The organism is Pseudomonas sp. NPDC089743, from assembly GCF_044748785.1.
GTDB lineage: Bacteria > Pseudomonadota > Gammaproteobacteria > Pseudomonadales > Pseudomonadaceae > Aquipseudomonas > Aquipseudomonas putida_X.
The window spans coordinates 1-26,252 of the sequence record NZ_JBIVGS010000023.1; the positions used below are offsets into that span (position 1 = coordinate 1).

The window sequence follows — 26,252 nt, forward strand, 5'->3', positions numbered from 1 at the left end:
GCGCTGGCTTGCTTCTATCGTCGCTTGCAAACGATGCATTCTTTATCGGCGCTTTGGTGGAAGGGGTGGGGCGATGTCTCCCACAGTCTGTACTGCGTCAACAGTCAGAATCCGGCATTTAGTCCCACCACCCCTTCAAGTCTAACCATACAAGCCGGCTTGCCGGCGATTGGGCTGCAAAGCAGCCCCCTACAACCCCCACATACCTTTCTTACATCCTGCAACGCTCTAGCTCACAGCCCCAACCGGATCCTCTGCCATACTCCGCCGTACACAGTTTGAAATAGTCCCCCGATTGAATCGGCGCGCCCGGCCCCTTATATACCCCGCATACGCAACACACTCATCCGTCAGGAGAACGTAACAACCATGATGCGCATTCTGTTGTTTGTAGCCACCAACCTTGCGGTGGTGCTGGTTGCAAGCATTACCCTGAGCCTGTTCGGCTTCAACGGGTTCATGGCCGCCAACGGGGTTGACCTCAACCTCAGCAGCCTGCTGGTCTTCTGCGCCGTGTTCGGCTTCGCCGGCTCCCTCGTTTCGTTGTTCATCTCCAAGTGGATGGCGAAGATGAGCACCGGCACCCAGATCATCTCCCAGCCGCGTACCCGCCACGAGCAGTGGCTGCTGCAGACGGTCGAAGAGCTGTCCCGCGAAGCCGGCATCAAGATGCCCGAGGTGGGTATCTTCCCCGCCTACGAGGCCAACGCCTTCGCCACCGGCTGGAACCGCAACGACGCTTTGGTAGCCGTATCCCAAGGCCTGCTGGAACGCTTCTCGCCTGATGAAGTTCGCGCCGTGCTGGCCCACGAGATTGGCCACGTGGCCAACGGGGACATGGTCACCCTGGCGCTGGTACAAGGCGTGGTGAACACCTTCGTGATGTTCTTCGCCCGCATCATCGGCAACTTCGTCGACAAGGTGATCTTCAAGAACGAAGAGGGCCAAGGCATTGCCTACTACGTGGCGACCATCGTCGCCGAGTTGGTCCTGGGCATCCTCGCCAGCATGATCGTCATGTGGTTCTCGCGCCGCCGTGAATACCGCGCCGACGAAGCCGGCGCACAACTGGCCGGCACCGCCGCGATGATCGGCGCCCTGCAGCGCCTGCGCGTAGAGCAGGGCCTGCCAGTGCACATGCCCGACACCATGAAGGCATTCGGCATCAATGGCGGCCTCAAGCATGGCCTGGCCGGCCTGCTGATGAGCCACCCGCCGCTGGAAGAGCGCATCGAGGCGCTGCGCCGCCGGGGTTGATTGTTCAGGCACCAATCAAGGGCGACTACGGTCGCCCTTTTTTATGCAGCCGGCCTGCATATTTGAGACGGTAATCTTCAGCGCTGTAGGGGTGGTGGGAGCAACTGGCTTGCCGGCGATAGGGCCAGCACAGGCAAACCCACATCAAAACCGTACGCGATAGGCCCGCTCAACAAGGCACTTCACCCCCGCCTGCAAGAACTTAGGGCTTTCCCCGATCACGTCTTGCGCCTCCAGCTCCTCCACCTGCCACCCGGCAAACCCACGCCGCACTTCCTCGTCGGCGACCGAAAACGGTGGCCCCGCCAGCAGACGCTGCTCGTAGTCCAAGGTCACCACAAGCCCACTGCCCGCAGGCAGCAGCCGCGAAAGCAAACCCATGTACCGCTCACGCATTGCCGGAGGCAGGGCAATCAACGCAGCTCGGTCATACAGCCCCACGCAATCGGCCACATCCTCGGCGCGCAAGGCGAAGAAATCACCACACCACAGCTCCACCTCACCACTGCTCCACACTTCGAACGCACCCTGTTGCCGAACCTGCGCCTGCAGCCCCTGCTCCTGGAAGAAGTCCTCCACGGCCCGGCGCGACAGCTCCACACCCCGCACGCGATAGCCCTGCCCCGCCAGCCAGGCCAGGTCCAGGCTCTTGCCGCACAACGGCACCAGTACCCGGCTGCCGGCAGCCAGGCCAAGCCCCGGCCAGTAGCGTTGCAGGTAGGGGTTTGCCTGGGCCTGGTGAAAACCGATCTGGTTATCGGCCCACTTTTGGTGCCAGAACGCCTGCTCCATAGTTCCTCCAGGTTTTTAGATCATTTGGGCAAAAATCTTATATTGGAAATCGATCGGTGACTGATCGAAGATGACTGCATCTTACCCCTCAGGACCCTACCATGCTGCCCAGCCTGTTCATTTCCCACGGCTCTCCGATGCTCGCCCTGCAACCCGGCGCCAGCGGGCCAGCGCTGGCCCAGCTGGCCAATGCCCTGCCACGCCCAAAGGCGATCGTGGTGGTGTCGGCGCACTGGGAAAGCCACGAACTGCTGGTGACCGCCAACCCACAGCCGCAGACCTGGCATGACTTCTACGGCTTTCCTGCAGCGCTTTATGCCGTTCAGTACCCTGCGCCTGGCCAGCCGCAACTGGCGGCGAACGTCAGCGCGCGGCTCAACGCCGCTGGCCTGCCGGCTCGCCTGGATGCCCAGCGGCCCTTCGACCATGGGGCCTGGGTACCGCTGTCGTTGATGTATCCCGATGCAAGCATTGCGCTGATTCAGGTGTCGCTCCCGAGCCACATGGGGCCGGCGCAACAAATCAAGGTCGGCCGAGCGTTGGCCGGGCTGCGCAGCGAGGGTGTGTTGTTGGTCGGCTCTGGGAGCATCACCCATAACCTGGGCGAGCTGGACTGGCATGCAGGGCCGGACGTGATCGAGCCTTGGGCACTGGCATTTCGGGACTGGGTGGTGGAGAGGCTGGCCGAAGATGACCAGGCCGCGCTGCTGGACTTCAAGCAACAAGCGCCGTTTGCGTCGCGTAACCATCCCAGTGATGAGCATTTCTTGCCGTTGTTCTTCGCCCTTGGGGCCGGTGGCAGGTTTGGCATCGTGCACCAAGGGTTTACCCTCGGCGCGCTGGGGATGGACATTTACCGCTTCGACTGAAAAGCGGCAGCGTTGTGCCGCGACAGGCCTGCATACGTGGCAGCCCCAAAGAAGCACAAGCAAAAAAAATCCCCGACCTAAGCCGGGGATTTTTTCATTACGCCAGGATCAATCTTCGCGGTAGCGACGCAGCTTCAACTGCTTGCCAGCCACGCGGGTGTCCTTGAGCTTGGTCAGCAGGCGCTCGAGACCGTCTTCCGGCAGCTCGATCAGGCTGAAGCTGTCACGCACCTGGATGCGACCGATCGCATCACGGGCCAGGCCACCTTCGTTGAGGATCGCACCCAGCAGGTTCTTGGCAGCGATACCATCACGGGCACCCAGCGCGGTACGGCAACGCACGCGACCTTCGGCCAGCGGCAGTGGCGCACGACGCTCGCGCTCACCACGGTCGCTACGCTCGGCACGGTCACCACGCTCCGGGCGCTCACCGCGCGGTGCGAAGCTTGGTACCAGCGGCTGTTCGCGCTCTACCGCTGCCAGGTCCAGCGCCTGGCCATTGGTGGCCTTGCGCAGCAGGGCTGCGGACAGGGCACGCGGGCTGCAACCCAGGGCTTCGGTCAGGCGGTCGAACAGCTCACCGTGGGTGGCTTCTGCTTCGGCCACCAGCGGCGCCAGGCTCGAGGTCAGCTTCTTGATACGCGCATCCAGCACGGCCTGAGCGTTCGGCAGGCGCGCCTCGGCAACCTTCTGCCCGGTAACGCGCTCGATGACCTGCAGCATGCGGCGCTCACGCGGGGTGACCAGCAGCAGTGCACGGCCTTCGCGACCGGCACGGCCGGTACGGCCGATACGGTGCACGTAGGACTCTGGGTCGTACGGCATGTCCACGTTGAACACGTGGGTGATGCGCGGTACGTCCAGACCACGGGCAGCGACGTCAGTGGCGACGACGATGTCCAGGCGGCCGTCCTTGAGCGAGTCGATGACGCGCTCACGCTGGTTCTGGGCGATGTCGCCGTTCAGCGCAGCAGCCTTGTAGCCTTTGGCTTCCAGCGCGGCGGCCAGGTCCAGGGTGGCTTGCTTGGTACGCACGAAGGCGATCAGTGCGTCGAACTCTTCCACTTCCAGCAAACGCAGAACAGCCGGGATCTTCTGGTCGGCGTGGACCATCAGGTGAGCCTGGTCGATCGCGGTGACGGTCTGGGTCTTGCTCTGGATCTTGACGTGCTTGGGCTCACGCAGGTGACGTTCGGCGATCGAGCGGATCGACGACGGCAGGGTCGCGGAGAACAAAACGGTCTGACGGCTGGCAGGGATGGCATCGAAGATCACTTCGAGGTCATCCATGAAGCCCAGCTTGAGCATTTCGTCGGCTTCGTCCAGTACCAGGTACTGCACGGTGGACAGGACTTTCTCGTCGCGACGCAGGTGGTCGCACAGACGGCCCGGGGTGGCCACGACGATTTGCGCGCCGTTGCGAATGGCACGCAGTTGTGGGCCCATCGGGGCACCACCGTATACAGCCACCACGTTAACGCCCGGCATCTGCTTGGCGTAGGTTTCGAAAGCGGTAGCTACTTGCAGCGCCAACTCACGGGTTGGCGCCAGGATCAGGGCTTGCGGTTCGCGCTTGCTCACGTCGATCTTGTTGAGGATCGGCAGGGCGAAGGCAGCGGTCTTGCCGGTGCCAGTCTGCGCCTGGCCGATCATGTCGTGACCGGCGAGGATGATCGGGATCGATTGATGCTGAATAGCCGAAGGCTCTTCGTAGCCAGTGGCTACAACAGCAGCGACGATATTCGGATTGAGATCGAGAGCGGCGAATCCGCCGGTTTCCTGGGTCATGGGTCTGCCTCTATGTGCATCCGCAAAGACCCATGCTCCAAAGCTGCACATGCCTTGAAAGACCAAATGGTCACCCAGGCAGCTCTGGCGGCGGGGATTTGCGAAAACGATTGAAAAAGAAATACTTGGGAAGGTCCGCCTAGCGGACGTGCAGCCGAAGCTGGACTCGGAGGATTTGCACCACCTGATTTTGAGGTCCGCTAAAAGACCGGCGCGTACTATACCCGAATTAATGGAGGGAAGTGTGGAAAATTTTCACGGGCAAGGGGCCAGTACCCGGCCATCAGCGACCAGCGGCTGAAACGTTTATCTCAACCCCCTGGCACGCCCTTCACGTGGCGGGGCGAATCTCCTTGATCAACCCCTCCAGGCTGTACCCCAGCTGTGGCGCCAAGGCCGCAGCCCGGCCCCTCAGGCCATCCAGGTCCAACGTTTGCTCCAGGTCTGCCGGCACCAGCAGGATCACATTGCCCTCCTTCACCGGCAGCTCCCAGTAATGCCGGTGGTACAAGCCGCGCAACAGCGCCGCGCCGAGCGGCCTGCCGTCATCACCGGCCCACTGGTTGATCACCAGCCAACCACCGGGGTTGAGCTGCTTCTGGCAATTTTCCAGAAAGGTCCAGGCCAGATGGCCGACACCCGGGCCGTGGTCGGTGTACAGGTCGACGAACAACAGGTCGGTTTTCTCTGCCGTGGGCAGCAGCTCCAGGGCATCGCCCACCCGCACATACAGGCGCGGGTCGTCGTCCAGGCCCAGATACTCCATGGCCAGGCGCGGCACATCCGGGCGCAGCTCAATGGCCTCGATGTCTTCCAGCGGCAAGAATTTCATGCAGGCCTGGGTCAGGGTGCCGGCGCCCAGGCCAAGGAACAGCGCGCTTTCAGGCTGCTCGTGGCACAGCGCCCCCACCAGCATGGCGCGGGTGTAGTCGTACTCGAGCCAACTGGGGTCAGCTGTGAACACGCAGCTTTGCTCGATGGCATCGCCAAATTCGAGGAAGCGGTAATCCTCCACCTCATACACACTGATGACCCCGAAGGCATCCTCGACCCGAGCCAACAGCCGCTCTTCCCGCTCCGTCGCCATGAACCTGCCACCCGCCCGCGCAAAAACGCGCATTGTCCGCCAACGTCCCGGATGCAACAAGCTCAGCGCCAACTGTTACCATGGCAGGCAGCCTATAACCGACAAGACCGAGCCTGTGATGAACCGACCGTGGAGCCCTGACAGCTGGCGTGCCCTGCCGATCCAGCAGCAACCGACCTACCCCGATGCCGCGCATCTGCTCAAGGTCGAGCAGACCTTGGCCAGCTACCCGCCGCTGGTGTTCGCCGGGGAGGCGCGCGAGCTGCGCCGGCAGTTCGCCGAGGTCACCGAAGGCCGTGCCTTCCTGCTGCAGGGCGGCGACTGTGCCGAGAGCTTCGCCGAGTTCTCTGCCGCGAAGATCCGTGACACCTTCAAGGTGTTGCTGCAGATGGCCATCGTCATGACCTTCGCCGCCGGCTGCCCGGTGGTCAAAGTCGGGCGCATGGCCGGGCAGTTCGCCAAGCCACGTTCATCGGGCGACGAAACCATCGGCAACCTGACCTTGCCGGCCTACCGCGGCGACATCGTCAACGGCATCGGCTTCGACGAAAAAAGCCGTGTACCCGACCCAGACCGCCTGCTGCAGGCCTACCACCAGGCCACCGCCAGCCTCAACCTGCTGCGTGCCTTCGCCCAAGGCGGTTTCGCCGACTTGCACCAGGTGCACAAGTGGAACCTGGACTTCATCGCCAACTCGGCGCTGGCCGACAAATACCACCAGTTGGCCAACCGTATCGACGAGACCCTGGCCTTCATGCGCGCCTGCGGCCTGGACAGCGCCCCGCAATTGCGCGAAACCAGCTTTTTCACCGCCCACGAGGCACTGCTGCTGAACTACGAAGAAGCCTTCGTGCGCCAGGACAGCCTGACCGGCGACTACTACGATTGCTCGGCGCACATGCTGTGGATAGGCGACCGCACCCGCCAGCTCGACGGCGCGCATGTAGAATTCCTGCGTGGGGTGCACAACCCTATCGGGGTCAAGGTTGGCCCCAGCATGAACCCTGAAGAGCTGATCCGCCTGATCGACACGCTCAACCCGGCCAACGACCCGGGCCGCCTCAACCTCATCGTGCGCATGGGCGCCGGCAAGGTCGGTGAGCACCTGCCCGGGCTGATCCGCACCGTCGAGCGCGAGGGGCGCAAGGTGCTGTGGAGTTCGGACCCGATGCACGGCAATACCATCAAGGCCAGCAGCGGCTACAAGACCCGTGACTTCGCGCAGATTCTCGATGAGGTGAAGCAGTTCTTCCAGGTGCACCAGGCCGAAGGCAGCCATGCCGGTGGCATCCACATCGAGATGACCGGGCAGAACGTCACCGAGTGCATCGGTGGCGCACGCCCGATCACCGAAGATGGGCTGTCGGATCGTTACCATACGCATTGCGACCCACGCATGAACGCCGACCAGTCGCTGGAGCTGGCGTTTCTGATTGCCGAAACCCTCAAGCAGGTGCGCCGTTGAGGCAGGTGCCGGCCAAAGCCACTTCAGCACCCGCAAGACCGAGCGCCGCATGCGCGGCGCATCGCCCCCTCACCTGCGCAGCGGATCATCCCAGAATGGCCGCTCTGCCTCCTGCTGGATATCGGCCCGGCTCAACCCCAGATCCTGCAACGTCGCATCGCTGAGGCTGGCCAGTTCCCGGCGCTGGCGGTACAGCTCCAGCCAGCGAGCCGGACGCTGCAAGGCAGCATGCCACAGGTGCTTGAAGGAGAAGGCAGGGTGTTGAATGCTGCTGACATGACCTTTCATCGTGAAGCCCTCCGTGTTGATGGCTTCAGTCTCACGCCAGGCTTAAGATCAATCCAACGAATGTTTCTTATGCAATGCATCTAGGAGATTGATGCAATGTGCCACTACCAGAGCCTCGATGCTGACGTGCTACGCACCTTCGTCGCCATTGCCGAGCAAGGGGGGTTCACCCGTGCCGGCGAAGTGGTCAACCGCACCCAGTCGGCCGTCAGCATGCAGATGAAACGCCTGGAGGAAGACGTCCTGCAGCGCCAGTTGTTCGAGCGCGACGGCCGCCAGGTGCGCCTGACCGCCGAGGGCCAGGTACTGCTGGGCTACGCACGGCGCATCCTCAAGCTGCATGGCGAAGTGTTCAACACCCTACGCATGCCGCACATGGTCGGGCTGGTGCGCATCGGTACACCCGACGACTACGCCATGCGGTTCTTGCCAACCATCCTGTCGAGTTTCGCCCAGGCCTACCCGCTGGTGCAGGTGGAGGTGCATTGTGATTCGTCGAAACACCTGATGCTGCGCCAGGACCTGGACCTGACCATCGTCACCCGGGAGCCCGGCAACGAGGTTGGCCAGTTGCTGCGCCAGGAACGCCTGGTGTGGGCCGCCGCCGACAGCTTCTGCCCACAGGAGCAACGGCCCATGCCGCTGGCGCTGTTCAACACCGACTGCTTCTGCCGCGCCTGGACCTGCAATGCCCTGGAGGCCCAGGGCATCGACTACCGCATTGCCTACACCAGCCCCAGCCTGGCGGCAATCTTCGCCATCGTCACGGCAGGGCTGGCAGTGACCGCGCAGTTGCAGAGCCTGATCGGCGGCAATATCCGCATCCTGGGCGAGCAGGACGGCTTGCCTGAGCTGCCCATGGCCAACGTGATGCTGCTGCGCAATCCACAAAACCAATCACCGATCACCGATTGCATGGCTGACTACATCATCGAGGGCTTTCAGTGATGGCCAGTGCACACGCCAACCGCTAAAGCTCGAAGCCCAGCATCACCGCACACACCACCAAAAACACACAAAACATCGCCCGCAGCACCTTCTCCGGCAACGCATGGGCCAGCCGCACTCCCCAGCTGATACTGAGCAGGCCGCCTACCGCCAACGGTAACCCCACGCCCCAGTCGACACTGTGATGCACGCCATAGGTAAGCAAGGTGACCATGGTGCTCGGCGCTGCCAGTGCCAGGGACAGCCCTTGCGCCACCACCTGTGTGGCGCCGAACACACTGGTCAGAATCGGCGTGGCCACCACCGCCCCGCCCACCCCGAACAAGCCGCCCATGGTGCCGCTGAAGCAGCCCAGCACACCCAGCCAGGGCCAGGGATGGCGCAGCTCGGCGCTTGCCGGAGCGGATTTGATGAACATGCGCACCACGTTCCACAGGGCCAGCGCCACCAGAAAGCCGACAAAGCCCAGGCGCATGGCCTGCGCATCGATACCCACGGCCCAGATCGAGCCCAACCAGGCGAACACCAAGCTGCACACCGACAACGGCACGGCATGGCGCAACTCGATGCGGTTACGCTGGTGATAGCGCCACAGCGCCAGCAGCACGTTCGGCACCACCATCACCAAGGCCGTGCCCTGGGCCAGTTGCTGATCGAGCCCGAACAGCACACCCAACGCCGGGATGGCGATCAACCCGCCGCCAATACCGAACAACCCACCCATGGTGCCCAAGGCTGCGCCCAGCACGCTATACAACAACCACTCGATCATCAGGGCCTCATCCGCCTGCGTTGACAATACGGGCATGCTAACGATTGCGCTCTGGCGGGGAAACGCACAGCAACGCACAATGGCTGTGCGATTTATGCAAAAGCAAGGCAGCCATGAGCCCAGATACCCTTACCGACCAACTGAGCCTGTTTCTCGATGTGCTGGAGACCGGCAGCTTTTCCGCGGCCGCCCGGCGCCATCCACTCACCCCCTCCGCCGTCGCCCGGCGCATCGACAGCCTCGAGAGCGCGGTGGGCAGCCGCCTGTTCACCCGCAGCACCCATGCGGTGCGCGCCACGCCTGCTGGCAACGCTTTCGCCGAACGCGCCCGGCGCATCATCGAGGAGCTGCGCCTGGCGCGGGCCGAGGCCGTGTCACTGAGCAGCGCTCCGGAGGGGTTGATCCGTATCGACGCCCCTGCAGCTTTCGGCCGCCGCCACCTGGCGCCGGCCATTGCCGACTTCCTGGTGGCCTACCCCGGCCTGGATGTTCACCTGCGCCTGATCGACAGCTTCGTCGACCTGCACGGCAGCCACCTGGGCGAAGTCGACCTGGTGCTGCGTGCAGGCCCACTGGCCGATACCCGCCTGGTCGCCACACCGCTGGCCTACATGGTCCGCGTCGCCTGCGCCAGCCCCGCCTACCTGGCCAGCCGCGGCATACCCGCCTGCCCCAGCGCACTGCCCGATCACGACGGGCTGGACTGGGACGGCCTGGCCCCACCCTTCGCCTGGCGCTTCGAGGTCGATGGGCAATCACGGCTGTACCGGCCCTCACGGATGCGCATGGCCGCAAACAATGCCGAAACGCTGCTGTTCGGCGCGCTTGCCGGGCTGGGCATTGCGCACCTGCCTACCTGGCTCATCAGCGACTACCTGCTACGTGGCGAACTGGTGCCCCTTTTTTGCGACAACGGCCTGCCTGCGGCAGAGACCAGCGGTATTTATGCGCTGCGCCTGGCACATGAAACGAACTCTCGCAGCCGCTTGCTGCTCGAATTCCTCAAGAGCCGCTTCAGCCCGATCCCCCCATGGGACCTTGCATTAAGAAGTGAGCTGCGATGGCAATGAGCGCGCAAACCTTCAGCGTGCTAGATTTCTCCATTGATCACATTCAAGGACCTGCATGAACGCCGACACCCAAGCTTCTTGCGACGAGCTGCTGCTGGACAACCAGGTCTGCTTCGCCCTGCACTCCACCTCGTTGCTGATGACCAAAGTCTACAAGCCACTGCTGCAGGCCTTGGGCCTGACTTACCCGCAGTACCTGGCCATGCTCGTGCTGTGGGAACAGGACGGCCTGACCGTGGGCGAGATCAGCCAGCACCTGCTCACCGACCCCGGCTCGCTCACGCCATTGCTCAAGCGCCTGGAAAGCGAAGGCCTGCTCAAGCGGACCCGGAGCCGCGAGGATGAACGGGTGGTGCTGGTGCAACTGACCGACAAGGGGCGCGCGCTGCAGCAGCAGGCCAAAGAGGTGCCGCAATGCATTCTCAAGGCCAGCGGCCGCAGCCTGGAGCGCCTGCAACAACTGCAGGCCGACCTGCTGGAGTTGCGCGACAGCCTGCAAAAGAACCTCTGACGGCTATGCTGTGCAATGCCCGTTCGGACGAGCGGTGTAGATTTATCTTGCGCGCAAACTAATTGCGCGCTAATTTAAATCCCGTACCCACCCGATGCCCCCGCCGATGCGGGGCGCACAGCACACTAGCGAGGCTCAAAATGCACAAGGTCACTCCGCTGTACATCGCAGAAGCTACCTCCACTGGCGGTCGCGACGGTAAATCCCGCTCCAGCGACGGCAAGCTGGAAGTCAAGCTGAGCACCCCCAAGGAACTGGGCGGCGCGGGCGGTGACGGCACCAACCCCGAGCAGATGTTCGCTGCCGGCTATTCGGCCTGCTTCATCGGCGCACTGAAGTTCGTCGCCGGCCAGGAGAAAAAGCAACTGCCTGGCGACGCTTCGATCACCGCCAAGGTGGGTATTGGCCAGATTCCTGGTGGCTTCGGCCTGGATATCGACCTGCACATCAACCTGCCAGGCCTGTCCCAGGCTGACGCAGAAGGCCTGGTGGAGAAGGCGCATCAGGTGTGCCCTTACTCCAATGCCACCCGCGGCAATGTGGATGTCAGGCTGCATGTAACGGTCTGAATACAGGTATAAAAAAACCCGGCCGAGGCCGGGTTTTTTGTGCACATCACAAGAAGGATTACTTCTTGGAACGGCCCTTGAAGCTGTTGTCGCGAGTGTCGATGTCGATCCACTCGTCGATCTGGATGAAGTCGGCAACCTGGATCTCGGTACCGTTCTTCAGCTTGGCAGGCTTCATCACCTTGCCCGAGGTGTCGCCACGCGCAGCGTTCTCGGTGTAGACAACCTGACGGCTGATGGTGGTCGGCAGCTCTACCGACACCAGACGGCCTTCGAAGAACACGGCTTCGCAAATGTCTTCCATGCCTTCTTCGATGTACGGCAGAACGGCGTCGATGTCTTCGGCGTTCAGTTCGTACATGGTGTAGTCGGTGGTGTCCATGAAGGTGTACGAGTCACCGCTGATGAACGACAGGGTCGCTTCTTTGCGATCCAGGATCACGTCGTCCAGCTTGTCGTCCGCACCGTAAACGGTTTCGGTCTTGTAGCCGGTCAGCAGGTTTTTCAGTTTGGTCTTCATGATCGCGCTGTTGCGACCCGATTTGGTGAACTCGGCTTTCTGAACCAGCCACGGGTCGTTGTCGATCCGCAGTACGGTACCGGGTTTCAGTTCTTTACCAGTTTTCATTACGAAGTATCCGAATCTGGATGGATTTATAAAAATCGAGGCCGCATATCATAGCCAATTTCGGTAAAACTGTACCAGCGCCTTGGCGAGGTCCGGCCGAGCGGCTTGGCGCGCCGCCCATTCACGGGCATGCCGCTGCAGTTCCGCCCAGTGTTTACGGGCCCCTTGCCAGGCCTGGTGCATGTCGTGGTTCATGTTCCAGGCGCGCCACAAGGCCACCATCGCCTCGCCGGCAGCATCCGACAGGCCCTGTCGATAAAGCCCGAGGAACGCGTCGAGCTTTTCCCAGTGGGCGTTTTCCTCTTGCACGTAGATGTGCCACAGCATCGGCCGGCCGGCCCATTGCGCGCGCACGAACGAGTCCTCGCCACGCACGGCATTGAAGTCGCAGCTCCACAGCAGGCGGTCATAGTCGTCCTGGCTGACGAACGGCAGGATCTGCACCGTCAGCGCCCCCCGCTGGAACACATCACCCACCTTGATCCCCGACTCGCCCAGCCAATTGGCCAGGTCCGGAAGAATCCGGCCTTGCGGCACCAACAGATGGGTGGCACAGGTGTCCGTGGCCAATGCATCGAGCCAGCTGCCCAACTGTGGGTTTTCATAGGCGAACAACGAGGCCAGTTGCGCGCCGGCCTGCACGTCTACACCCAAGCCCTGCAGGAAGGCGGCTCGCGCCTGTGGCGATTGCTCGAAGGCCTGGCGCTGCGCCAGCAACCCAGCCTCGCGTAGCAGCCCGCCAGTTTTCTCGGTAAAGCCTGGGAAGAAAAACACCTTGCGCAGGCCATTGGGCTGCGGCGACGGCAAGCCGTGGCAGCCCTCCACCCAGTCCTCGGCACTGAGGTAATCGAGGTTAAGCCATAGGATCGGCTTGGCACGTGCGCGCATCGCTTCGACGTACTGTGCGGGCAGCTGGCAGGCAAAGGCACCGATCACCACATCGGCGGGCGCTACCGGCTGCCACTCGCCAGGCCAGGCGCGCACCTCCACACCCTGCTGCCATTGCTGTGCGGCGCTGGCGTCGGCGCCTGGGCACAGGGGCACGAAAGCGCCCAGGTCGTCTACCCACAGCCGCACCGCCAGCCCATGCTCGGCCACCAGCTGCCGGGCCAGGCGCCAGGTCACGCCGATATCACCGTAGTTGTCCACGACACTGCAGAAAATGTCCCAGGTGACCTTCATGTGCCCTGCCCTCGCCCTGCGCAAAATCACGAATTCTGCGGTTAAATTGTCGCTGACAAAAGCACCAACGCTGAAAAAGCGCCCGACGCCATGCCACAATGCCCCTCATAACGCCTGCCAGGAGGCCGCCATGCCCCGCCATCGTGAACTGCAAATAACCCTCAAGCCTGTGCAACTGACCCTGTGCGTGGCGCTGGGCCTATGGCTTGGGGCCGTGGCCATCGCGCTGAGCCTGTGGCTGGCCGTGCACCTGTGGCCCGAGCAGGTGCAGCCGGTGGCACAGGCCGTCGCCCCGGCCCTGGCCCGGCCAGCGGCCCCACCTGCGCAACCGGCGGATGCGCAAAGCGAGATGTTCGAGCGTTACAAGGCCATCCTGCACAAGCAGGAACTGCAACAGGCGGCCGAGGCCGCGCAAGGCAACCCGCGCAACCTCAACAGCCCCAAGTGCCAGTTCTGGCTGTCGCAAAACCGCACTGCGCCGACCGACAAGAGCCAGGCCAACGTGCTGGAGTTCTGTTACTGATCATGAACAAGGCCACCCTGCTCACGCGTATCGTTGCAGCCCTGGAAAGCGACATGGACGTATTGCGCCGCGCAGCGCAAACCGCCTACGAAACCGCCACTGCCGAAGAAAACATCGCCGAAAACAAATACGACACCCTTGGCCTGGAGGCCTCCTACCTGGCCACTGGCCAGGCGCGGCGCACGGCCGAGATTCGCCAGGCGCTGCTGATTTACCAGCAGTTGGTGCTGCGCGACTATGACCCGGCGCGGGGGGTACAGATCGGCAGCCTGGTGACCTTGGAAGATGAAGCGGGGGCTCAGCGGCAAGTGTTCCTGGGGCCCGAGGCGGCCGGGTTGAAGATTGGCGAGGGGGACGCCCTGGTGACGGTCATTACCCCCCGCTCACCGCTAGGCCAACAGTTAATCGGTAAAAAGGTCGATGACGAGGTTGGCCTTGGAGCGCAACTGTTCTTCATCGTCGAGGTTGCCTGAACCGGCCCCATCGCCGGCAAGCCGGCTCCCCCAATGACAGCGCAGCCCGCGAGTTCCGGCGCTGTACCTGTGAGAGCAACTGTCCTGCTCAACGTCCAAATGCTGGCACGCTCCAGGTGGGAGCCGGCTTGCCGGCGATGGGGCCGGCCCTGCCAACGGCCGCCTAACCGGCAAGGGCATCGAATGTGCGGGCCAACCCAGCATCAGCGAACTGCTCTTGCACAAATTCGATGAACGCCCGGGTCTTGCCGGGCAGTAGCTTGTGCTCGGCGTAATACAGGCTGATGTACCCATCATCCACATACCAATCCGGCAACACCCTCTGCAGCTGGCCCGCCTGCAGGTAAGGCACGGCGAACGGCAGGCTGACCAATGCAATGCCCAAGCCCTGCTGGGCTACGGCGCACGCTGCATCAGAGTCACTCATGGTCATCGCCTGGCGCAACAGCAGCGGCTGCTGCGCTTGCCAACGGCTGGTCAGTGGCCATGATCGCACGCGGCCGGTCTGCGGTGAACGAATCAAGATGCCGGCATGGCGCTCCAGCACCTGCGGGTCGTCAATGACCGGATGCTGGCTCAAGTACCCAGGGGCTGCCACCAACACACGATGGGCAGGGGTCAGCCGACGCGCCACGACCCCCAGCGGCAACTCGAAACCGCCACCAATCGCAGCGTCGAAACCTTGGCCGATCAGGTCTACCTGACGGTTGTCGAAATGCCAGTCCGGGGTGATCGCCGGGTAGCGCCGCAAGAATTCACCCAGCAGCGGCAATACATACAGCCTGCCGAATACCGTCCCCATGCTCACCCGCAACAGCCCCGCCGGCTGGCCTTCAGCGCTGGCCAGGTTGGCCACGGCGTACTGGATGGTACGAAAACTGTCACTGACTTCCCCTAAAAACCGCTGCCCGGCTTCGGTCAAGGTCAGCTTGCGGGTACTACGCTGGAACAGCCGCACACCGAGGCGTGCTTCCAGTTGGGCGACCTGCTTGCCCACCGCCGCGGGGGTGATGCTCAAACGGCGCGCCGCCTCGGCGAAGCTGCCCACCTCGGCGCTGCGGATGAAACACTCAAGGGCGTTGAACGACTCCAGTGCCATGATTACCAACCAAAGGTTTACTCTGATAATAGTGATTGCCATCTTATCAGCAGGTAATCATCGGTCGATACTGCACCCATCCAAGGCAATCGGCCTTGCTTCCAGCAGGAGATCAGCATGTCCAAGCAACTCACTCTCGAAGGCAAAGCAGCCCTGGTGCAGGGCGGTTCACGCGGTATCGGCGCTGCCATCGTCCGCCGCCTGGCCCGTGAAGGCGCGCAGGTCGCCTTCACGTACGCAAGCTCCGAAGGCCCGGCCAACGACCTGGTAGCAGAAGTCATAGCAGCAGGCGGCCAGGCACTGGCACTGCGCGCAGACAGCGCAGACGCCGCCGCAGTGCAGCTGGCAGTGGACGACACGGTAAAAGCCTTCGGTCGCCTCGATATCCTGGTCAACAATGCAGGCGTACTGGCCGTGGCGCCGCTGACCGAATTCGACCTGGCAGACTTCGACCGCACGCTGGCCATCAACGTGCGCAGTGTGTTCGTCGCCAGCCAGGCCGCCGCCCGCTACATGGGCCAGGGCGGGCGCATCATCAACATCGGCAGCACCAATGCCGAACGGATGCCGTTCGCCGGCGGGGCACCCTATGCCATGAGCAAGTCGGCATTGGTCGGGCTTACCAAAGGCATGGCACGCGACCTGGGGCCACAGGGCATCACCGTGAACAACGTACAACCCGGGCCGGTGGATACCGACATGAACCCGGCCAGCGGCGAGTTTGCCGAAAGCCTGATCCCTCTGATGGCGATCGGCCGTTACGGGCAGGTGGATGAAATTGCCAGCTTCGTGGCCTACCTGGCGGGGCCTGAGGCGGGTTACATCACCGGAGCGAGCCTTACAGCCGACGGCGGCTTTGCGGCCTGATCGAATGCCTCGCCCGCTGGCGTCCAGCCTGAACCGCCCAGATACTGGACGCCACATACCCTTGCCCGTTCCGAGATCTTCATGCCCTCCCCAACCTTGAGCCGCGCCCTGATCCTGCTGATGGCCACCGCCACCGGCCTGGCCGTGGCCAGCAACTATTACGCGCAGCCGCTGCTGCACAGCATCGCCGAACAGTTCGGCCTGAGCACCGCCAGCGCCGGCAGCATCGTCATCGCCGCCCAACTCAGCTACGGTGCGGGCCTTCTGCTGCTGGCGCCTTTGGGCGACCTGTTCGAGCAGCGCCGCCTGATCGTGATCATGTCGGTGATTTCCACCCTGGGCCTAGTGATCAGCGCCTGCGCCCCCAGCTTGCCCTGGCTGCTGCTGGGGACCGCGCTCACCGGGCTGTTCTCAGTGGTGGCGCAGATCCTCGTGCCCATGGCCGCAACCCTGAGCGAGCCGCATCAACGTGGGCGCGCGGTGGGCACGCTGATGAGCGGCCTGTTGCTGGGCATCCTGCTCGCGCGCACCGCTGCCGGCTTCATGGCCGAACTGGGTGGCTGGCGCAGCATCTATGTGCTGGCCGCAGTGCTGATGGCCGTCACTGCCTTTGCCCTGTACCGCAGCCTGCCGCAACACCACAGCCATGCAGGGCTTAAGTACCCGGCACTGATCGGCTCGGTATTCCGCCTGTTCATCGAGGAGCCGTTACTGCGCCTGCGCTCGCTGCTGGGTTTGCTGGCCTTCAGCCTGTTCGGGCTGTTCTGGACGCCGCTGGCGTTTCTGCTGGCGCGTGAGCCTTATCATTATTCCGATGCGATGATCGGCCTGTTTGGCCTTGCCGGCGCGGCGGGTGCGCTTTCGGCCAACTGGGCCGGCCGCCTGGCTGACCGTGGCAAAGGCTCGCTGGGCACCACCGTGGGCCTGGTAGCGCTGTTGTTGGCGTGGATACCGCTGGGCTTCGCGCAAAGCTCGCTACTGGCCTTGCTGCTCGGCGTACTGCTGCTGGACCTGGCCGTGCAGCTGGTGCATGTGAGCAACCAGAATGCCGTCATCGCCTTGCGCCCCGAAGCACGTACCCGGCTCAATGCCGGTTACATCACCTGTTATTTCATCGGTGGCGCGCTAGGCTCCTTGCTGGGCACACAGCTGTTCCAGTACCAGGGCTGGATGGGCATCGTGACGGCGGGGCTTGCGATCGGGGCACTGGCACTGCTGGTGTGGGGGTGGGCCGAACGCACGCGCAAGCGCGCCGCGAAGGCCGGTGCGGCATGACACCGCAACCCTCCGTCGCCTGCCCGTTGACTTGCCCGCCGCCCCGGCGCTTCAGTAGGTGTTGATCAAAACCCCTTTCACTGACAGGACGACTCAATGACAAGACTCACGGTGCAATCCGGCGATTTCTTGCAAGGTGAAGGCGAGTATCGCAATGGATCGCTCACACTCAAGACCCCGCGCAGCCCCTCGCCTGGCGAGCGGATTTCCCTTACCCGCATCAGCGACCTGCGCCTGGCCAGCCTGGAATCCAATCGCAACCTGGGTACCGCCCTCGGCTGGGGCATGGCCGGCGCCCTGGTGGCTGGCCCAGTGGGCCTGCTGGCTGGGCTATGGCTGGGCGGCAAGGAGGAAGAAGCCACCTTCCTGGCGACCTTCAAGGACGGCCGCAAGCTGATGGCCAGTACCGATGGCAAGACCTGGTCCAAGATCGACGACAGCTGGCGCCAGCATCGGCGCCCGCCCGCAGGGGATTGAACAACTTCAGGCGTACGGGGTGATACGCGCCTGATAACATGAGCGTTTTTTGACTGCACGGGCCCATTCGCGGGCTTACCCGCGAGTGGGCCCGTGCGTGCTCACCGCTCAAGGACCCCAGCATGCCCCTGCCCCACCCCCGCCTGCCCCTGAGCCTGCTCAGCCTGGGCCTGGCCCTGCACAGCCCCCAAGGCCTGGCCCAGGACAGTGTCACACTCGCCCCGGTGCAGGTATCCGACACCTACGGCAACGACGGCTATCAAGTAACCGACGCTGCGGTAGGCGGGTTTCAGGCAGCCCCCCTGCTCGACACCCCGGCATCGGTCAGTGTTTTCAGCCAGCAACTGATCGAAGACCGCCAGGTACGCACACTCAGCGAAGTGCTGCACAGCGATGCCTCGGTCGGCGAAAGCTACGCCCCGATCGGCTATTACGAAAACTTCAACGTGCGCGGCTTCGAGCTCAATGCCGCCAGCAGCTACCGCATCAATGGCCAGACCATCGCCGGCGAACAGAACGTGGCGCTGGAGAACAAGCAGCAAGTCGAACTGCTCAAGGGCCTGTCGGGCCTGCACAGTGGCGTGTCGGCGCCCGGCGGGCTGATCAATTACGTGACCAAGCGCGCCGAGGATGTGCGCAGCGTAACGGTATCGACCAACGAACAGGGCGAGCGCTACCTGGCCACCGACCTGGGCGGCTGGTTTGGCAGCGAGCGGCAGTTCGGACTGCGCGCCAACCTCGCCCACGAAGACATCCGCTCCTACGTCGACCATGCCGACGGCAAGCGCGACTTTGCTTCGCTGGCGTTCGATTGGCAGATCAACCCCAATGCCACCTTGCAGCTCGATGCCGAGTACCAGCACCGCGAACAGCGCTCGGTACCGGGTTATCAACTGCTTGGCGGCAGCGAAGTCCCCCATGGGATCGACCCGGACGACCGCCTGGCCTACCAGCACTGGGCCAAGCCGGTACAGAACGATTCACTGAACCTGGGCGGGCGTTTCCAGTACCGTTTCAACGATACCTGGAGCGGCACACTGAGCGCCTCGCGCAGCAAAGTGGTCATCGATGACTACAGCGCGTTCGCCTGGGGCAGCGAAGACGGCTGGCAGTCGCACTTCAGCCCAGAGGGCGACTACGACATCTACGACTTCCGCAGCCCTGACGACACCCGCCGCACCGACGAAGCGCAAGCGATGCTCGACGGCCACTTCGACGCGCTCGGCGTGAGCCATGAATTGACGGTGGGCGCCAGCGCTCAACGCCGCACGCTGGATCAACGGCCCTACTACAACCAGCTGGTCGGCAGCGGCAACATCTACACCGGCGCGCCCGCCGTAGCGCCCTCGGACCTGCCGGTCGGTGCCAGCGAGCGGCGCCTGGACAGCCGCCAGTACGGCCTGTTCATCAACGACCGCATCACCTTCAGCGAACAGTGGCAGGCCGTGCTCGGCGCCCGTGAAGTGCGCCTGGACGAAAAGACCTGGGACGAAACGGGCCTGGCCGGGCGCCATACCCGGCAATACCAGTTGCTGCCCAATGCCGCGCTGATCTACAAGCCGCGCCAGGACACCACTGTGTATGCCAGCTACTCCAAGGGCCTGTCCGCAGGGGGTACCGCGCCCTGGTATGCCAGCAATGCGGCAGAAATCCTTGCCCCTACCCTCTCGCATCAGCTTGAGTTAGGCATCAAGCGCGACTGGCAGGGCATGAGTTTCAACGCCGCGCTGTTCCAGATCCGCCAGGCCTATCAATACGCCCGCCCTGAAGGCGACGGCAGCTTCACCTACGTACAGCAGGGCCAGCAGAAGAACGTCGGCCTGGAACTGGGCGCCAGCGGCTGGGTGACCTCGAACCTGCAGGTCCAGGCCAGCGCCGCAGCGATTCGCGCCCGGGTGAAAAACAGCGGTACCGATGCCTACGAAGACCATCAGGCGATCAACGTGCCGCGCCTGCGTGCCGCCCTGCAAGCCGACTACAGCCTGCCGGTCCCGGGCCTGGCGCTGCTGGGCGGGGCGCGATACAGCGCCAGCAAGTATGCGAGCCAGGCGGGGAATGTACAGGTCGGGGGCTATACCGTGTTCGATGTGGGAAGCCGCTATCGCACGCGTATCGGCGGCTATGACACCGTGCTGCGCCTGACCGTGGACAACGTGTTCGACAAGCGCTACTGGCGGGATGTGGGGGACTACCTGGGGGACAACTACCTTTTCCAGGGCGCGCCCAGGACCGCACGCGTGTCGGCCGTGGTGAGCTTCTAGGGCAGCTGGTCGCAATGGGGTGCTGGCAGGGGCGCACATGCCCCTGCGCGCCCCGCTGGGGTAAAAACCCCAGCAAACAAAAAGCCCCCAGGCTTTTCAGCATGGGGGCTCTTCGTAGAATGTGGCGGTGAAGAAGGGATTTGAACCCTTGATACGATTTCTCGTATACACACTTTCCAGGCGTGCTCCTTCGACCACTCGGACACTTCACCGTTTCTCTTCAAGCCATTCAGCCTGTCGAGGCGCGCTAATTTAGTAGAAGACCTTTTCTTTGGCAAGCATTTTTTTCAGTTTTTTCATGCATTTAAGCCAAACCACGGAAAACCCCACGCTGCCAGGGCAAAGCTGCCAATCTCGCCAGCGCTTTTACCGCAACCGCACGCCCTGCCCTGATTGCGCAAGGCATCAAGGCCGGTCGCTGACTGGCTGGTCAGCCTTGCTGCTTTACCTGGCCCGCAGCGCTGGGTAACGTCGTCGCCACGCCCCCTAAAGGACTCTAGCCATGAGCGAGCTGATTACCTACCACGCCGAAGACGGCATCGCCACCCTGACCCTCAACAACGGCAAGGTCAACGCTATCTCGCCGGATGTCATCACGGCCTTCAACGCGGCCCTGGACCGGGCCAAGGAAGATCGCGCCGTGGTCATCATCACCGGCCAGCCGGGCATTCTGTCCGGCGGCTACGACCTTAAAGTGATGACCGCAGGCCCCAAGGAAGCCATCAGCCTGGTCACCGCCGGCTCCACCCTGGCCCGGCGCCTGCTCTCTCACCCGTTCCCGGTGATCGTCGCCTGCCCCGGCAACGCCGTGGCCAAGGGCGCCTTCCTGTTGTTGTCCGCCGACTACCGCATCGGTGTCGAGGGGCCCTACAAGATCTGCCTGAACGAAGTGCAGATCGGCATGACCATGCACCACGCCGGCATCGAACTGGCCCGCGACCGCCTGAGCCGCGCAGCCTTCCAGCGCTCGGTGAACAATGCCGAAATCTTCGACCCGCATGGCGCGATGCAAGCAGGCTTTCTCGACAAGGTGGTGCCGGCCGAGCAGCTGCATGACACCGCGCTGGCCGCTGCGCGTGAATTGAAGAAGCTGAACATGCTGGCGCACAAGAACACCAAGCTGAAGGTGCGCAAGGGCCTGCTGGACGCCCTGGATGAGGCCATCCAGCTGGACCAGCACCCTGTGGGTTGAGCCTCAGGCCCTCTGGCCGATACGCCGCCCAGAGGGCCATTGGCGCGAACCCAAGGTTTGCCCAACCCAGTGCACAGCCGTACACTGCACCGCGACTGTCTGGTGTGAGCCAAACCATGCTTTATTGCCTTCGCATGCTCCTGCTGGCGCTGCACTTCCTGCTGGTCGGGGCCATTGGCCTGCTGATCGGCGTGCTGCGCCCCTTCAACCGCGACAACAGCCGCATTTTCGCCCGCCTTTACAGCCTGCCGGCCACCCGGCTGCTGGGCATCGAGGTCAAGGCCGAAGTCGGCCCGCTGGCTGACCAGCCACCCGGCTGTGTGATCATCGCCAACCACCAGTCCAACTTCGACCTGTTCATCCTCGGCCATGTGGTGCCCCGGCGCACGGTCGCCATCGGCAAGAAAAGCCTCGGCTGGATCCCACTGTTCGGGCAGTTGTTCTGGTTGGGCGGCAATGTGCTGGTGGACCGCAAGAATGCTTACCAGGCGCGCAAGGCCATGCAGGTGACCACGCGTATCCTGCGCGACGACACGTCGATCTGGATCTTCCCTGAGGGCACGCGCAACCCGTCAGATCAGTTGCTGGCGTTCAAGAAAGGCGCTTTCCACATGGCGCTCGAGGCGGGCGTACCGATCGTGCCGGTGTGCGTCAGCCGCTATGCGCGCCGTTTGGGGCTCAACAGCTGGCGACGCCGCACGGTGATCGTGCGCTCACTGCCGCCGATCGCTACTGAAGGGCTAACCCAGCAAGACCTCCCGGCCTTGATCGAGCAGTGCCGTGGGCAGATGCAGCAGTGCATCGACCACATGGAAGGCGAGTTGGCCAAGCGCTAGGTTGCCCTCAGCGCCCCTACGGCCCAAGCTGTACATCGTGTGCAACCAAACAAGTGGATAACCATGGGTCGCGTCGTGGCATCGGCGGTGTACAGCGCCGGCAGAAAAGTCACCAACATCAGCATCGACGAGGGCAGCGAGTGGGCACGCAAGCCCGGGCATTTCGTCTGGATCGGCCTGGAAGAGCCCAATGCCGAGGAACTGGCCAACCTGCAGTGCCAGTTCAACCTGCACGAACTGGCCATCGAGGACGCGCTGGAGAAACACAGCCGGCCCAAGCTCGAAACCTTCGGCGACGCGCTGTTCATCGTCACCTATTCGCCCGTGCGCCATGAGGGCAAGCTGGAGTTCATCGAAACCCACATCTTCGCCGGCAACGGCTACGTCATCACCTGCCGCAATGGCCACTCCAAATCCTATGCCCTGGTGCGCCAACGCTGCGAGGCGCGCCCCTTGCTGTTGGAGCACGGCGAAGATTTCGTGCTTTACGCACTGCTGGACTTCGTCACCGAAAACTACCAACCGGTCAGCGAAGCCATCCATGACGAGATCGAAGAGCTGGAGCAGAGTGTGCTCACCGGCTCATTGCTCGAAGACGACATCCGCCGCCTGCACAGCCTGCGCCGCGACATCCTGCGCCTGCGCCGCTATGTGGCGCCCATGGTGGAGGTGAGCGAGGAACTGCAGCGGCTGAGCTTCCCGTTCATCGACAAGAACATGCGCCCCTACTTTCGCGACGTGCAGATCCACGTGACGCGGCAGATGGAAGATTTGGTCGGGATCCGCGACATCGCCAGCCAGACCATCGAGATTGGCATGCTGCTTGAGTCACGGCGGCAAAGCATCGTGCAGCGCAAGTTCGCAGCGTGGGCGGCGATTCTGGCATTCCCCACGGCGATTGCCGGGATCTACGGGATGAACTTCCAGAACATGCCGGAGCTTGGCTGGCATTACGGGTATTTTGCGGTGCTGGGGGTGATCGGGCTGGGATGCGCCGGGCTGTTCGCCAGCTTCAAGCGCTCCGGCTGGCTGTAGCGTGTCGGGGCTGCGTTTGCAGCCCCTGTGCATCAGGCAGCGCTGTCGCTGGCCTTGGTTGGCTGCTGGATGAAGCGCATCATCCATTCACCGACCAGGTCGCCCTGGTGTTCAGTGGCCAGGCTAGCCACCGCCTTGTGGTAAACCTCATCCCCCAGGTATTCCTGACGCGCATCGAGCAAGGCCCGCGAATAGTCGTGGACGAACTCCGGATGCCCCTGGAAGCACAGCACCTGATCGCGGATGTGATACGCCGCGTTCGGGCAGAAATCGCTGGAGGCGATTACCGTAGCGCCTTCAGGCAGTTCGGTGACCTGGTCCTGGTGGCTGATCAGCAGGGTCAGCTCGGACACCTCAGGGTCCATCCACGGCGCATGTGCCGCCAGCGAATAGCGGTGGATGCCCACGCCCCAGCCCTTGTCAGCCCGCTCGGCCTTGCCACCCAGGGTCAACGCCAGCAGCTGATGGCCGAAGCACACACCCAGCAGCTTTTCGCCGCGCTGGTACAGCTTGAGCAGATACGCCTTGAGGGTCTGGATCCATGGATCTGAACCGAACGAGTCCGCCTTGCTGCCTGTCACAAGGTAGGCATCGAAACGTTCGTCGTCGGCGGGGTAGTCGCCGTTCATCACGTTGTACACACAAAACTCGGCTGCAATCGGCTGCCGCGAGAAGAGCTGCTCGAACATCCTGCCGTAGCCCTGGTACTGCGCGGTCAACTCCGGTCGCAGGACATCGGTCTCAAGGATGCAGATGCGTAACGACATAGGGATAGTCCTGAACGACATGGGTGGGAATCAGCTGTAGAGACTGCCGTGAAAGGCACGTACAAGCAAGTAGGCTGCACTGACGAACGGTCACATTTTGTCGGATAGGCGCCGGGTATTGCGCCCCTGTCTAGCCAGAGCGTGTCAGAGGGCTGGCTTTTTGCCTCATGCCATCGGGCAATCAGTATGCAAGGTCAATAGAACAAAGGGTTCTTAAACATGGATGACGTTCACCCTACTGTTGGTTGTATATCGATTCAAAGAGGTCAGTGGTAAAGCGTGCAGGCACGCTGCGGTGATCGACCCGAAACGCGACAGGGAAGCCAACGGGTATTCAGGAATAACAACAAGAAGGCGGTCCGCCATGTTCAGACAATCGAAAATTCGCCAAGCTGGGCTCATCTTATTCGCCACGACGTTGCTGTTGATCTTGCCGAACCTGACACGTTTGTTCGGATGACGATGGCTGTGGCCTCAAGGGGCAACGCACAGGTAACCTGCCGGCCATGACGGTCGGAGCCTCCCTATGCGCCTGTTTTTTGCCCTGCTAGCCCTTTTTCTCAGCTTGCCGCTGCAGGCGGCACAACTGCACCTGGAACTCGATGGCACATCGCGCACCCTGGACAGCGCCGATTTGCTGCGCATGCCGCAAGCACGCGACATAAACATCGAACAGGACGTGTCCTACAAACGGCCCATGCGTTACCGCGCTGTGCCGCTGGCCACGCTGTTGCAAGGCGTCCAGGCAGATGATCACCTGCAGGCCGTGGCATTGGACGGTTTCGCGGCCGAAATGCCGGCCGCGCCGTTGCTGCAGAAGGGCCCGGCACGCGCCTGGCTGGCCATCGAGGACCCCGCCGCGCCGTGGCCGGCACTGGGCAAGGGCAAACCCAGCGCCGGGCCGTTCTACCTGGTGTGGACCGCACCGCAGGCAAGCGGCATCCGCCCTGAGCAATGGCCATTCCAGATTGCCACGATCCGCCGCCTGGCGACGGTGGAGCAACGCTTCCCGGCACTGCTGCCTGACCCGAAGCTGCCGGCCGAAGACCCAGTGCGCCAGGGCTTTGCCCTGTTCCAGCAAAACTGCCTGGCCTGCCATCGGCTCAATGGTGCGGGGGATGCCCAGTTCGGCCCGGACCTGAACGTGCCGCATAACCCGACCGAGTACTTCCAGCCCGGGTTCTTGCGCCAGTACATTCGCGACCCGCAAAGCCTGAGGCAGTGGCCCCAGGCGCGGATGCCGGGGTTTGCCGAAAGTGTGTTGAGTGAAAAGGAACTGGATGCCCTGCTGGCTTACCTGGGGCATATGGCCAAGCGCAGGCCTTGAAGGCCAATCGCCGGCAGGCCGGCGACTGGGTCGGGCTGCAAACGCAGCCCGGTGGGTTTCAGGCTATCGGCCGTTCTTGCTTGACGCCCCACCCCTCGACCTCGCCGCCGTAGGGTGACACGACCTGCTCGAAGGCCTCTTCGAAGTCGCCGATACCGCCATAGGTGGCATACATGATCTTGCTCAATTCCAGGTGCCACACACCATCATCCCGTTCTCGCACCTGAGCATTGAGCGACTCACCACGAAACTGCCCGGCCGCGCGTCGCGCGCCGGCTTCATCTGGAAATACCGCGTAGAACTCGATGGGGTGGATACGGCTGAAGTCGAAACCGCCAGCTTTCATCTGACGCAGGACATTGCTGCTGATATCGTCGTTCTGGCTGCTCATGAATCGTCCTCCTGAATAAAGCAAGGGATAGACTTTCCGTGCACTACGCACCTGCCGGCATTGCCGTGCAGTTCGAGCTGATGCAAGACGCGAATTGACAGGTGCAGCCCCGCAGAACAGGCCAACACCTCCCACTAGCGTAGTGCCTGGTGCGGCGCCACGCCAACCGTGCGGGTCAGGAAGACTCCTGGATACGGGTAATGACCACGCCGTTCTGCTCCTTGAGCCAACGTGCGGTGGGGGATGGGGCACGGTCCTGGAAGTCGTTGAGGTCCAGCTCATCCATGACCGGGAAAAGATGCGAACGTATGGCACGGGCTGCCTCTTCCTCGCTGGGGCACTGTTCGCCGTGCATCAGCAATGTGGTTGGCTCGCCTTTCTGGTCGGCAAAGATGACTTCCCACTCTTTCATTGAATAGCCCTCTCAAGCAGAGAACATCGGGGGTGACGCCTGTTAATGCTTGACCATGGGCCCGGGGAATTGTTCAGTCATTTGCAGCCAG

At 62.9% G+C, this 26,252-nt stretch carries 27 protein-coding genes, 1 tRNA gene and 1 pseudogene; 17 read left to right on the top strand and 12 right to left on the bottom strand.

Annotated elements, in window-relative coordinates:
• Window positions 1–369 precede the first annotated feature (369 nt).
• Window positions 370–1,257: a protease HtpX gene (htpX, locus tag ACIPZC_RS24685; RefSeq protein WP_012313391.1), complete on the top strand. Its 888-nt coding sequence runs from the start codon at window positions 370–372 to the stop codon at window positions 1,255–1,257.
• Window positions 1,258–1,401: 144 nt separating this feature from the next.
• Here htpX and ACIPZC_RS24690 read toward each other — a convergent pair whose 3' ends face one another.
• Entirely contained in the window at window positions 1,402–2,049 is a 648-nt protein-coding gene (locus ACIPZC_RS24690; RefSeq protein ID WP_400630109.1) for a thiopurine S-methyltransferase, read from the bottom strand.
• Window positions 2,050–2,150: 101 nt separating this feature from the next.
• On the opposite strand from ACIPZC_RS24690, the gene ACIPZC_RS24695 reads away from it, so the two are divergent.
• On the top strand, window positions 2,151–2,918 hold the full coding sequence (locus ACIPZC_RS24695) for a DODA-type extradiol aromatic ring-opening family dioxygenase (RefSeq protein ID WP_400630111.1): 768 nt from the start codon (window positions 2,151–2,153) through the stop codon (window positions 2,916–2,918).
• 108 nt (window positions 2,919–3,026) lie between these two features.
• Here the strand turns inward: ACIPZC_RS24695 and ACIPZC_RS24700 are convergent.
• Window positions 3,027–4,740, bottom strand: a pseudogene (locus tag ACIPZC_RS24700) (DEAD/DEAH box helicase).
• Between the two features lie 297 nt (window positions 4,741–5,037).
• Window positions 5,038–5,793, bottom strand: a complete 756-nt coding sequence (locus tag ACIPZC_RS24705; RefSeq protein WP_267821989.1) for a spermidine synthase — start codon at window positions 5,791–5,793, stop codon at window positions 5,038–5,040.
• Between the two features lie 118 nt (window positions 5,794–5,911).
• On the opposite strand from ACIPZC_RS24705, the gene ACIPZC_RS24710 reads away from it, so the two are divergent.
• Window positions 5,912–7,258 carry a class II 3-deoxy-7-phosphoheptulonate synthase gene (locus tag ACIPZC_RS24710; protein ID WP_267821987.1) on the top strand — a complete coding sequence of 449 codons (1,347 nt, stop codon included), beginning with the start codon at window positions 5,912–5,914 and terminating at the stop codon, window positions 7,256–7,258.
• Window positions 7,259–7,327: 69 nt separating this feature from the next.
• Here ACIPZC_RS24710 and ACIPZC_RS24715 read toward each other — a convergent pair whose 3' ends face one another.
• Window positions 7,328–7,546 (bottom strand): DUF1127 domain-containing protein, encoded by a 219-nt coding sequence (locus ACIPZC_RS24715; protein ID WP_241802986.1) that lies wholly within the window; start codon window positions 7,544–7,546, stop codon window positions 7,328–7,330.
• 96 nt (window positions 7,547–7,642) lie between these two features.
• Here ACIPZC_RS24715 and ACIPZC_RS24720 point away from each other — a divergent pair, with 96 nt between their 5' ends.
• Window positions 7,643–8,494 carry a LysR substrate-binding domain-containing protein gene (locus ACIPZC_RS24720; RefSeq protein WP_400630114.1) on the top strand — a complete coding sequence of 284 codons (852 nt, stop codon included), beginning with the start codon at window positions 7,643–7,645 and terminating at the stop codon, window positions 8,492–8,494.
• A 22-nt stretch (window positions 8,495–8,516) separates the two neighbouring features.
• Here ACIPZC_RS24720 and ACIPZC_RS24725 read toward each other — a convergent pair whose 3' ends face one another.
• Window positions 8,517–9,266 carry a sulfite exporter TauE/SafE family protein gene (locus ACIPZC_RS24725; RefSeq protein WP_241802984.1) on the bottom strand — a complete coding sequence of 250 codons (750 nt, stop codon included), beginning with the start codon at window positions 9,264–9,266 and terminating at the stop codon, window positions 8,517–8,519.
• Window positions 9,267–9,379: 113 nt separating this feature from the next.
• On the opposite strand from ACIPZC_RS24725, the gene ACIPZC_RS24730 reads away from it, so the two are divergent.
• From ACIPZC_RS24730 to ACIPZC_RS24740, 3 genes are all read left to right on the top strand, one after another.
• Window positions 9,380–10,336 (top strand): LysR family transcriptional regulator, encoded by a 957-nt coding sequence (locus ACIPZC_RS24730; RefSeq protein ID WP_267821981.1) that lies wholly within the window; start codon window positions 9,380–9,382, stop codon window positions 10,334–10,336.
• Window positions 10,337–10,391: 55 nt separating this feature from the next.
• Window positions 10,392–10,847, top strand: coding sequence for a MarR family winged helix-turn-helix transcriptional regulator (locus tag ACIPZC_RS24735; RefSeq protein ID WP_012313381.1), 456 nt, complete (start codon window positions 10,392–10,394; stop codon window positions 10,845–10,847).
• 140 nt (window positions 10,848–10,987) lie between these two features.
• Window positions 10,988–11,416 carry an organic hydroperoxide resistance protein gene (locus tag ACIPZC_RS24740; RefSeq protein WP_349976104.1) on the top strand — a complete coding sequence of 143 codons (429 nt, stop codon included), beginning with the start codon at window positions 10,988–10,990 and terminating at the stop codon, window positions 11,414–11,416.
• 58 nt (window positions 11,417–11,474) lie between these two features.
• Here ACIPZC_RS24740 and efp read toward each other — a convergent pair whose 3' ends face one another.
• Window positions 11,475–12,044 (bottom strand): elongation factor P, encoded by a 570-nt coding sequence (efp, locus tag ACIPZC_RS24745; protein WP_012271109.1) that lies wholly within the window; start codon window positions 12,042–12,044, stop codon window positions 11,475–11,477.
• Window positions 12,045–12,092: 48 nt separating this feature from the next.
• The gene (earP, locus tag ACIPZC_RS24750) at window positions 12,093–13,226 is read right to left on the bottom strand and encodes an elongation factor P maturation arginine rhamnosyltransferase EarP (RefSeq protein WP_400630117.1); all 1,134 of its coding nucleotides are present in this window, start codon (window positions 13,224–13,226) and stop codon (window positions 12,093–12,095) included.
• Window positions 13,227–13,356: 130 nt separating this feature from the next.
• On the opposite strand from earP, the gene ACIPZC_RS24755 reads away from it, so the two are divergent.
• Together ACIPZC_RS24755 and ACIPZC_RS24760 are read left to right on the top strand one after the other, a co-directional pair.
• A complete protein-coding gene (locus ACIPZC_RS24755) occupies window positions 13,357–13,749 on the top strand; it encodes a hypothetical protein (protein ID WP_241802979.1) in 393 nt (130 codons plus the stop codon).
• A gap of 2 nt (window positions 13,750–13,751) precedes the next feature.
• Window positions 13,752–14,222, top strand: a complete 471-nt coding sequence (locus tag ACIPZC_RS24760; RefSeq protein ID WP_400630120.1) for a GreA/GreB family elongation factor — start codon at window positions 13,752–13,754, stop codon at window positions 14,220–14,222.
• A 163-nt stretch (window positions 14,223–14,385) separates the two neighbouring features.
• On the opposite strand, the gene ACIPZC_RS24765 is transcribed toward ACIPZC_RS24760, so the two are convergent.
• Window positions 14,386–15,321, bottom strand: a complete 936-nt coding sequence (locus ACIPZC_RS24765; protein ID WP_400630122.1) for a LysR family transcriptional regulator — start codon at window positions 15,319–15,321, stop codon at window positions 14,386–14,388.
• Window positions 15,322–15,438: 117 nt separating this feature from the next.
• On the opposite strand from ACIPZC_RS24765, the gene ACIPZC_RS24770 reads away from it, so the two are divergent.
• From ACIPZC_RS24770 to ACIPZC_RS24785, 4 genes are all read left to right on the top strand, one after another.
• On the top strand, window positions 15,439–16,188 hold the full coding sequence (locus ACIPZC_RS24770) for a 3-oxoacyl-ACP reductase family protein (RefSeq protein ID WP_241802976.1): 750 nt from the start codon (window positions 15,439–15,441) through the stop codon (window positions 16,186–16,188).
• 81 nt (window positions 16,189–16,269) lie between these two features.
• Window positions 16,270–17,463: an MFS transporter gene (locus tag ACIPZC_RS24775; protein ID WP_400630124.1), complete on the top strand. Its 1,194-nt coding sequence runs from the start codon at window positions 16,270–16,272 to the stop codon at window positions 17,461–17,463.
• Between the two features lie 96 nt (window positions 17,464–17,559).
• Window positions 17,560–17,940 (top strand): hypothetical protein, encoded by a 381-nt coding sequence (locus ACIPZC_RS24780; protein ID WP_241802974.1) that lies wholly within the window; start codon window positions 17,560–17,562, stop codon window positions 17,938–17,940.
• Window positions 17,941–18,062: 122 nt separating this feature from the next.
• Window positions 18,063–20,201, top strand: a complete 2,139-nt coding sequence (locus tag ACIPZC_RS24785; protein WP_400630126.1) for a TonB-dependent siderophore receptor — start codon at window positions 18,063–18,065, stop codon at window positions 20,199–20,201.
• A gap of 122 nt (window positions 20,202–20,323) precedes the next feature.
• On the opposite strand, the gene ACIPZC_RS24790 is transcribed toward ACIPZC_RS24785, so the two are convergent.
• Window positions 20,324–20,413: transfer RNA gene (locus ACIPZC_RS24790), tRNA-Ser, on the bottom strand.
• Between the two features lie 290 nt (window positions 20,414–20,703).
• Between ACIPZC_RS24790 and ACIPZC_RS24795 the strand changes: the two genes are divergently transcribed.
• The 3 genes from ACIPZC_RS24795 (at window position 20,704) to ACIPZC_RS24805 (ending at window position 23,264) form a co-directional block, all read left to right on the top strand.
• On the top strand, window positions 20,704–21,393 hold the full coding sequence (locus ACIPZC_RS24795; RefSeq protein WP_349976097.1) for a crotonase/enoyl-CoA hydratase family protein: 690 nt from the start codon (window positions 20,704–20,706) through the stop codon (window positions 21,391–21,393).
• A 116-nt stretch (window positions 21,394–21,509) separates the two neighbouring features.
• Window positions 21,510–22,229 (top strand): 1-acyl-sn-glycerol-3-phosphate acyltransferase, encoded by a 720-nt coding sequence (locus tag ACIPZC_RS24800; protein WP_267821961.1) that lies wholly within the window; start codon window positions 21,510–21,512, stop codon window positions 22,227–22,229.
• 63 nt (window positions 22,230–22,292) lie between these two features.
• A complete protein-coding gene (locus ACIPZC_RS24805; RefSeq protein WP_241802970.1) occupies window positions 22,293–23,264 on the top strand; it encodes a magnesium and cobalt transport protein CorA in 972 nt (323 codons plus the stop codon).
• Between the two features lie 32 nt (window positions 23,265–23,296).
• Here ACIPZC_RS24805 and ACIPZC_RS24810 read toward each other — a convergent pair whose 3' ends face one another.
• The gene (locus ACIPZC_RS24810) at window positions 23,297–24,031 is read right to left on the bottom strand and encodes an amidotransferase (RefSeq protein ID WP_400630129.1); all 735 of its coding nucleotides are present in this window, start codon (window positions 24,029–24,031) and stop codon (window positions 23,297–23,299) included.
• 526 nt (window positions 24,032–24,557) lie between these two features.
• Here ACIPZC_RS24810 and ACIPZC_RS24815 point away from each other — a divergent pair.
• Window positions 24,558–25,358 carry a c-type cytochrome gene (locus ACIPZC_RS24815; RefSeq protein ID WP_400630131.1) on the top strand — a complete coding sequence of 267 codons (801 nt, stop codon included), beginning with the start codon at window positions 24,558–24,560 and terminating at the stop codon, window positions 25,356–25,358.
• A 58-nt stretch (window positions 25,359–25,416) separates the two neighbouring features.
• Here the strand turns inward: ACIPZC_RS24815 and ACIPZC_RS24820 are convergent, their stop codons facing one another.
• Window positions 25,417–25,749: a ribonuclease E inhibitor RraB gene (locus ACIPZC_RS24820; protein WP_241802967.1), complete on the bottom strand. Its 333-nt coding sequence runs from the start codon at window positions 25,747–25,749 to the stop codon at window positions 25,417–25,419.
• A 175-nt stretch (window positions 25,750–25,924) separates the two neighbouring features.
• Window positions 25,925–26,161: a hypothetical protein gene (locus ACIPZC_RS24825; RefSeq protein WP_241802966.1), complete on the bottom strand. Its 237-nt coding sequence runs from the start codon at window positions 26,159–26,161 to the stop codon at window positions 25,925–25,927.
• Window positions 26,162–26,252 lie beyond the last annotated feature (91 nt).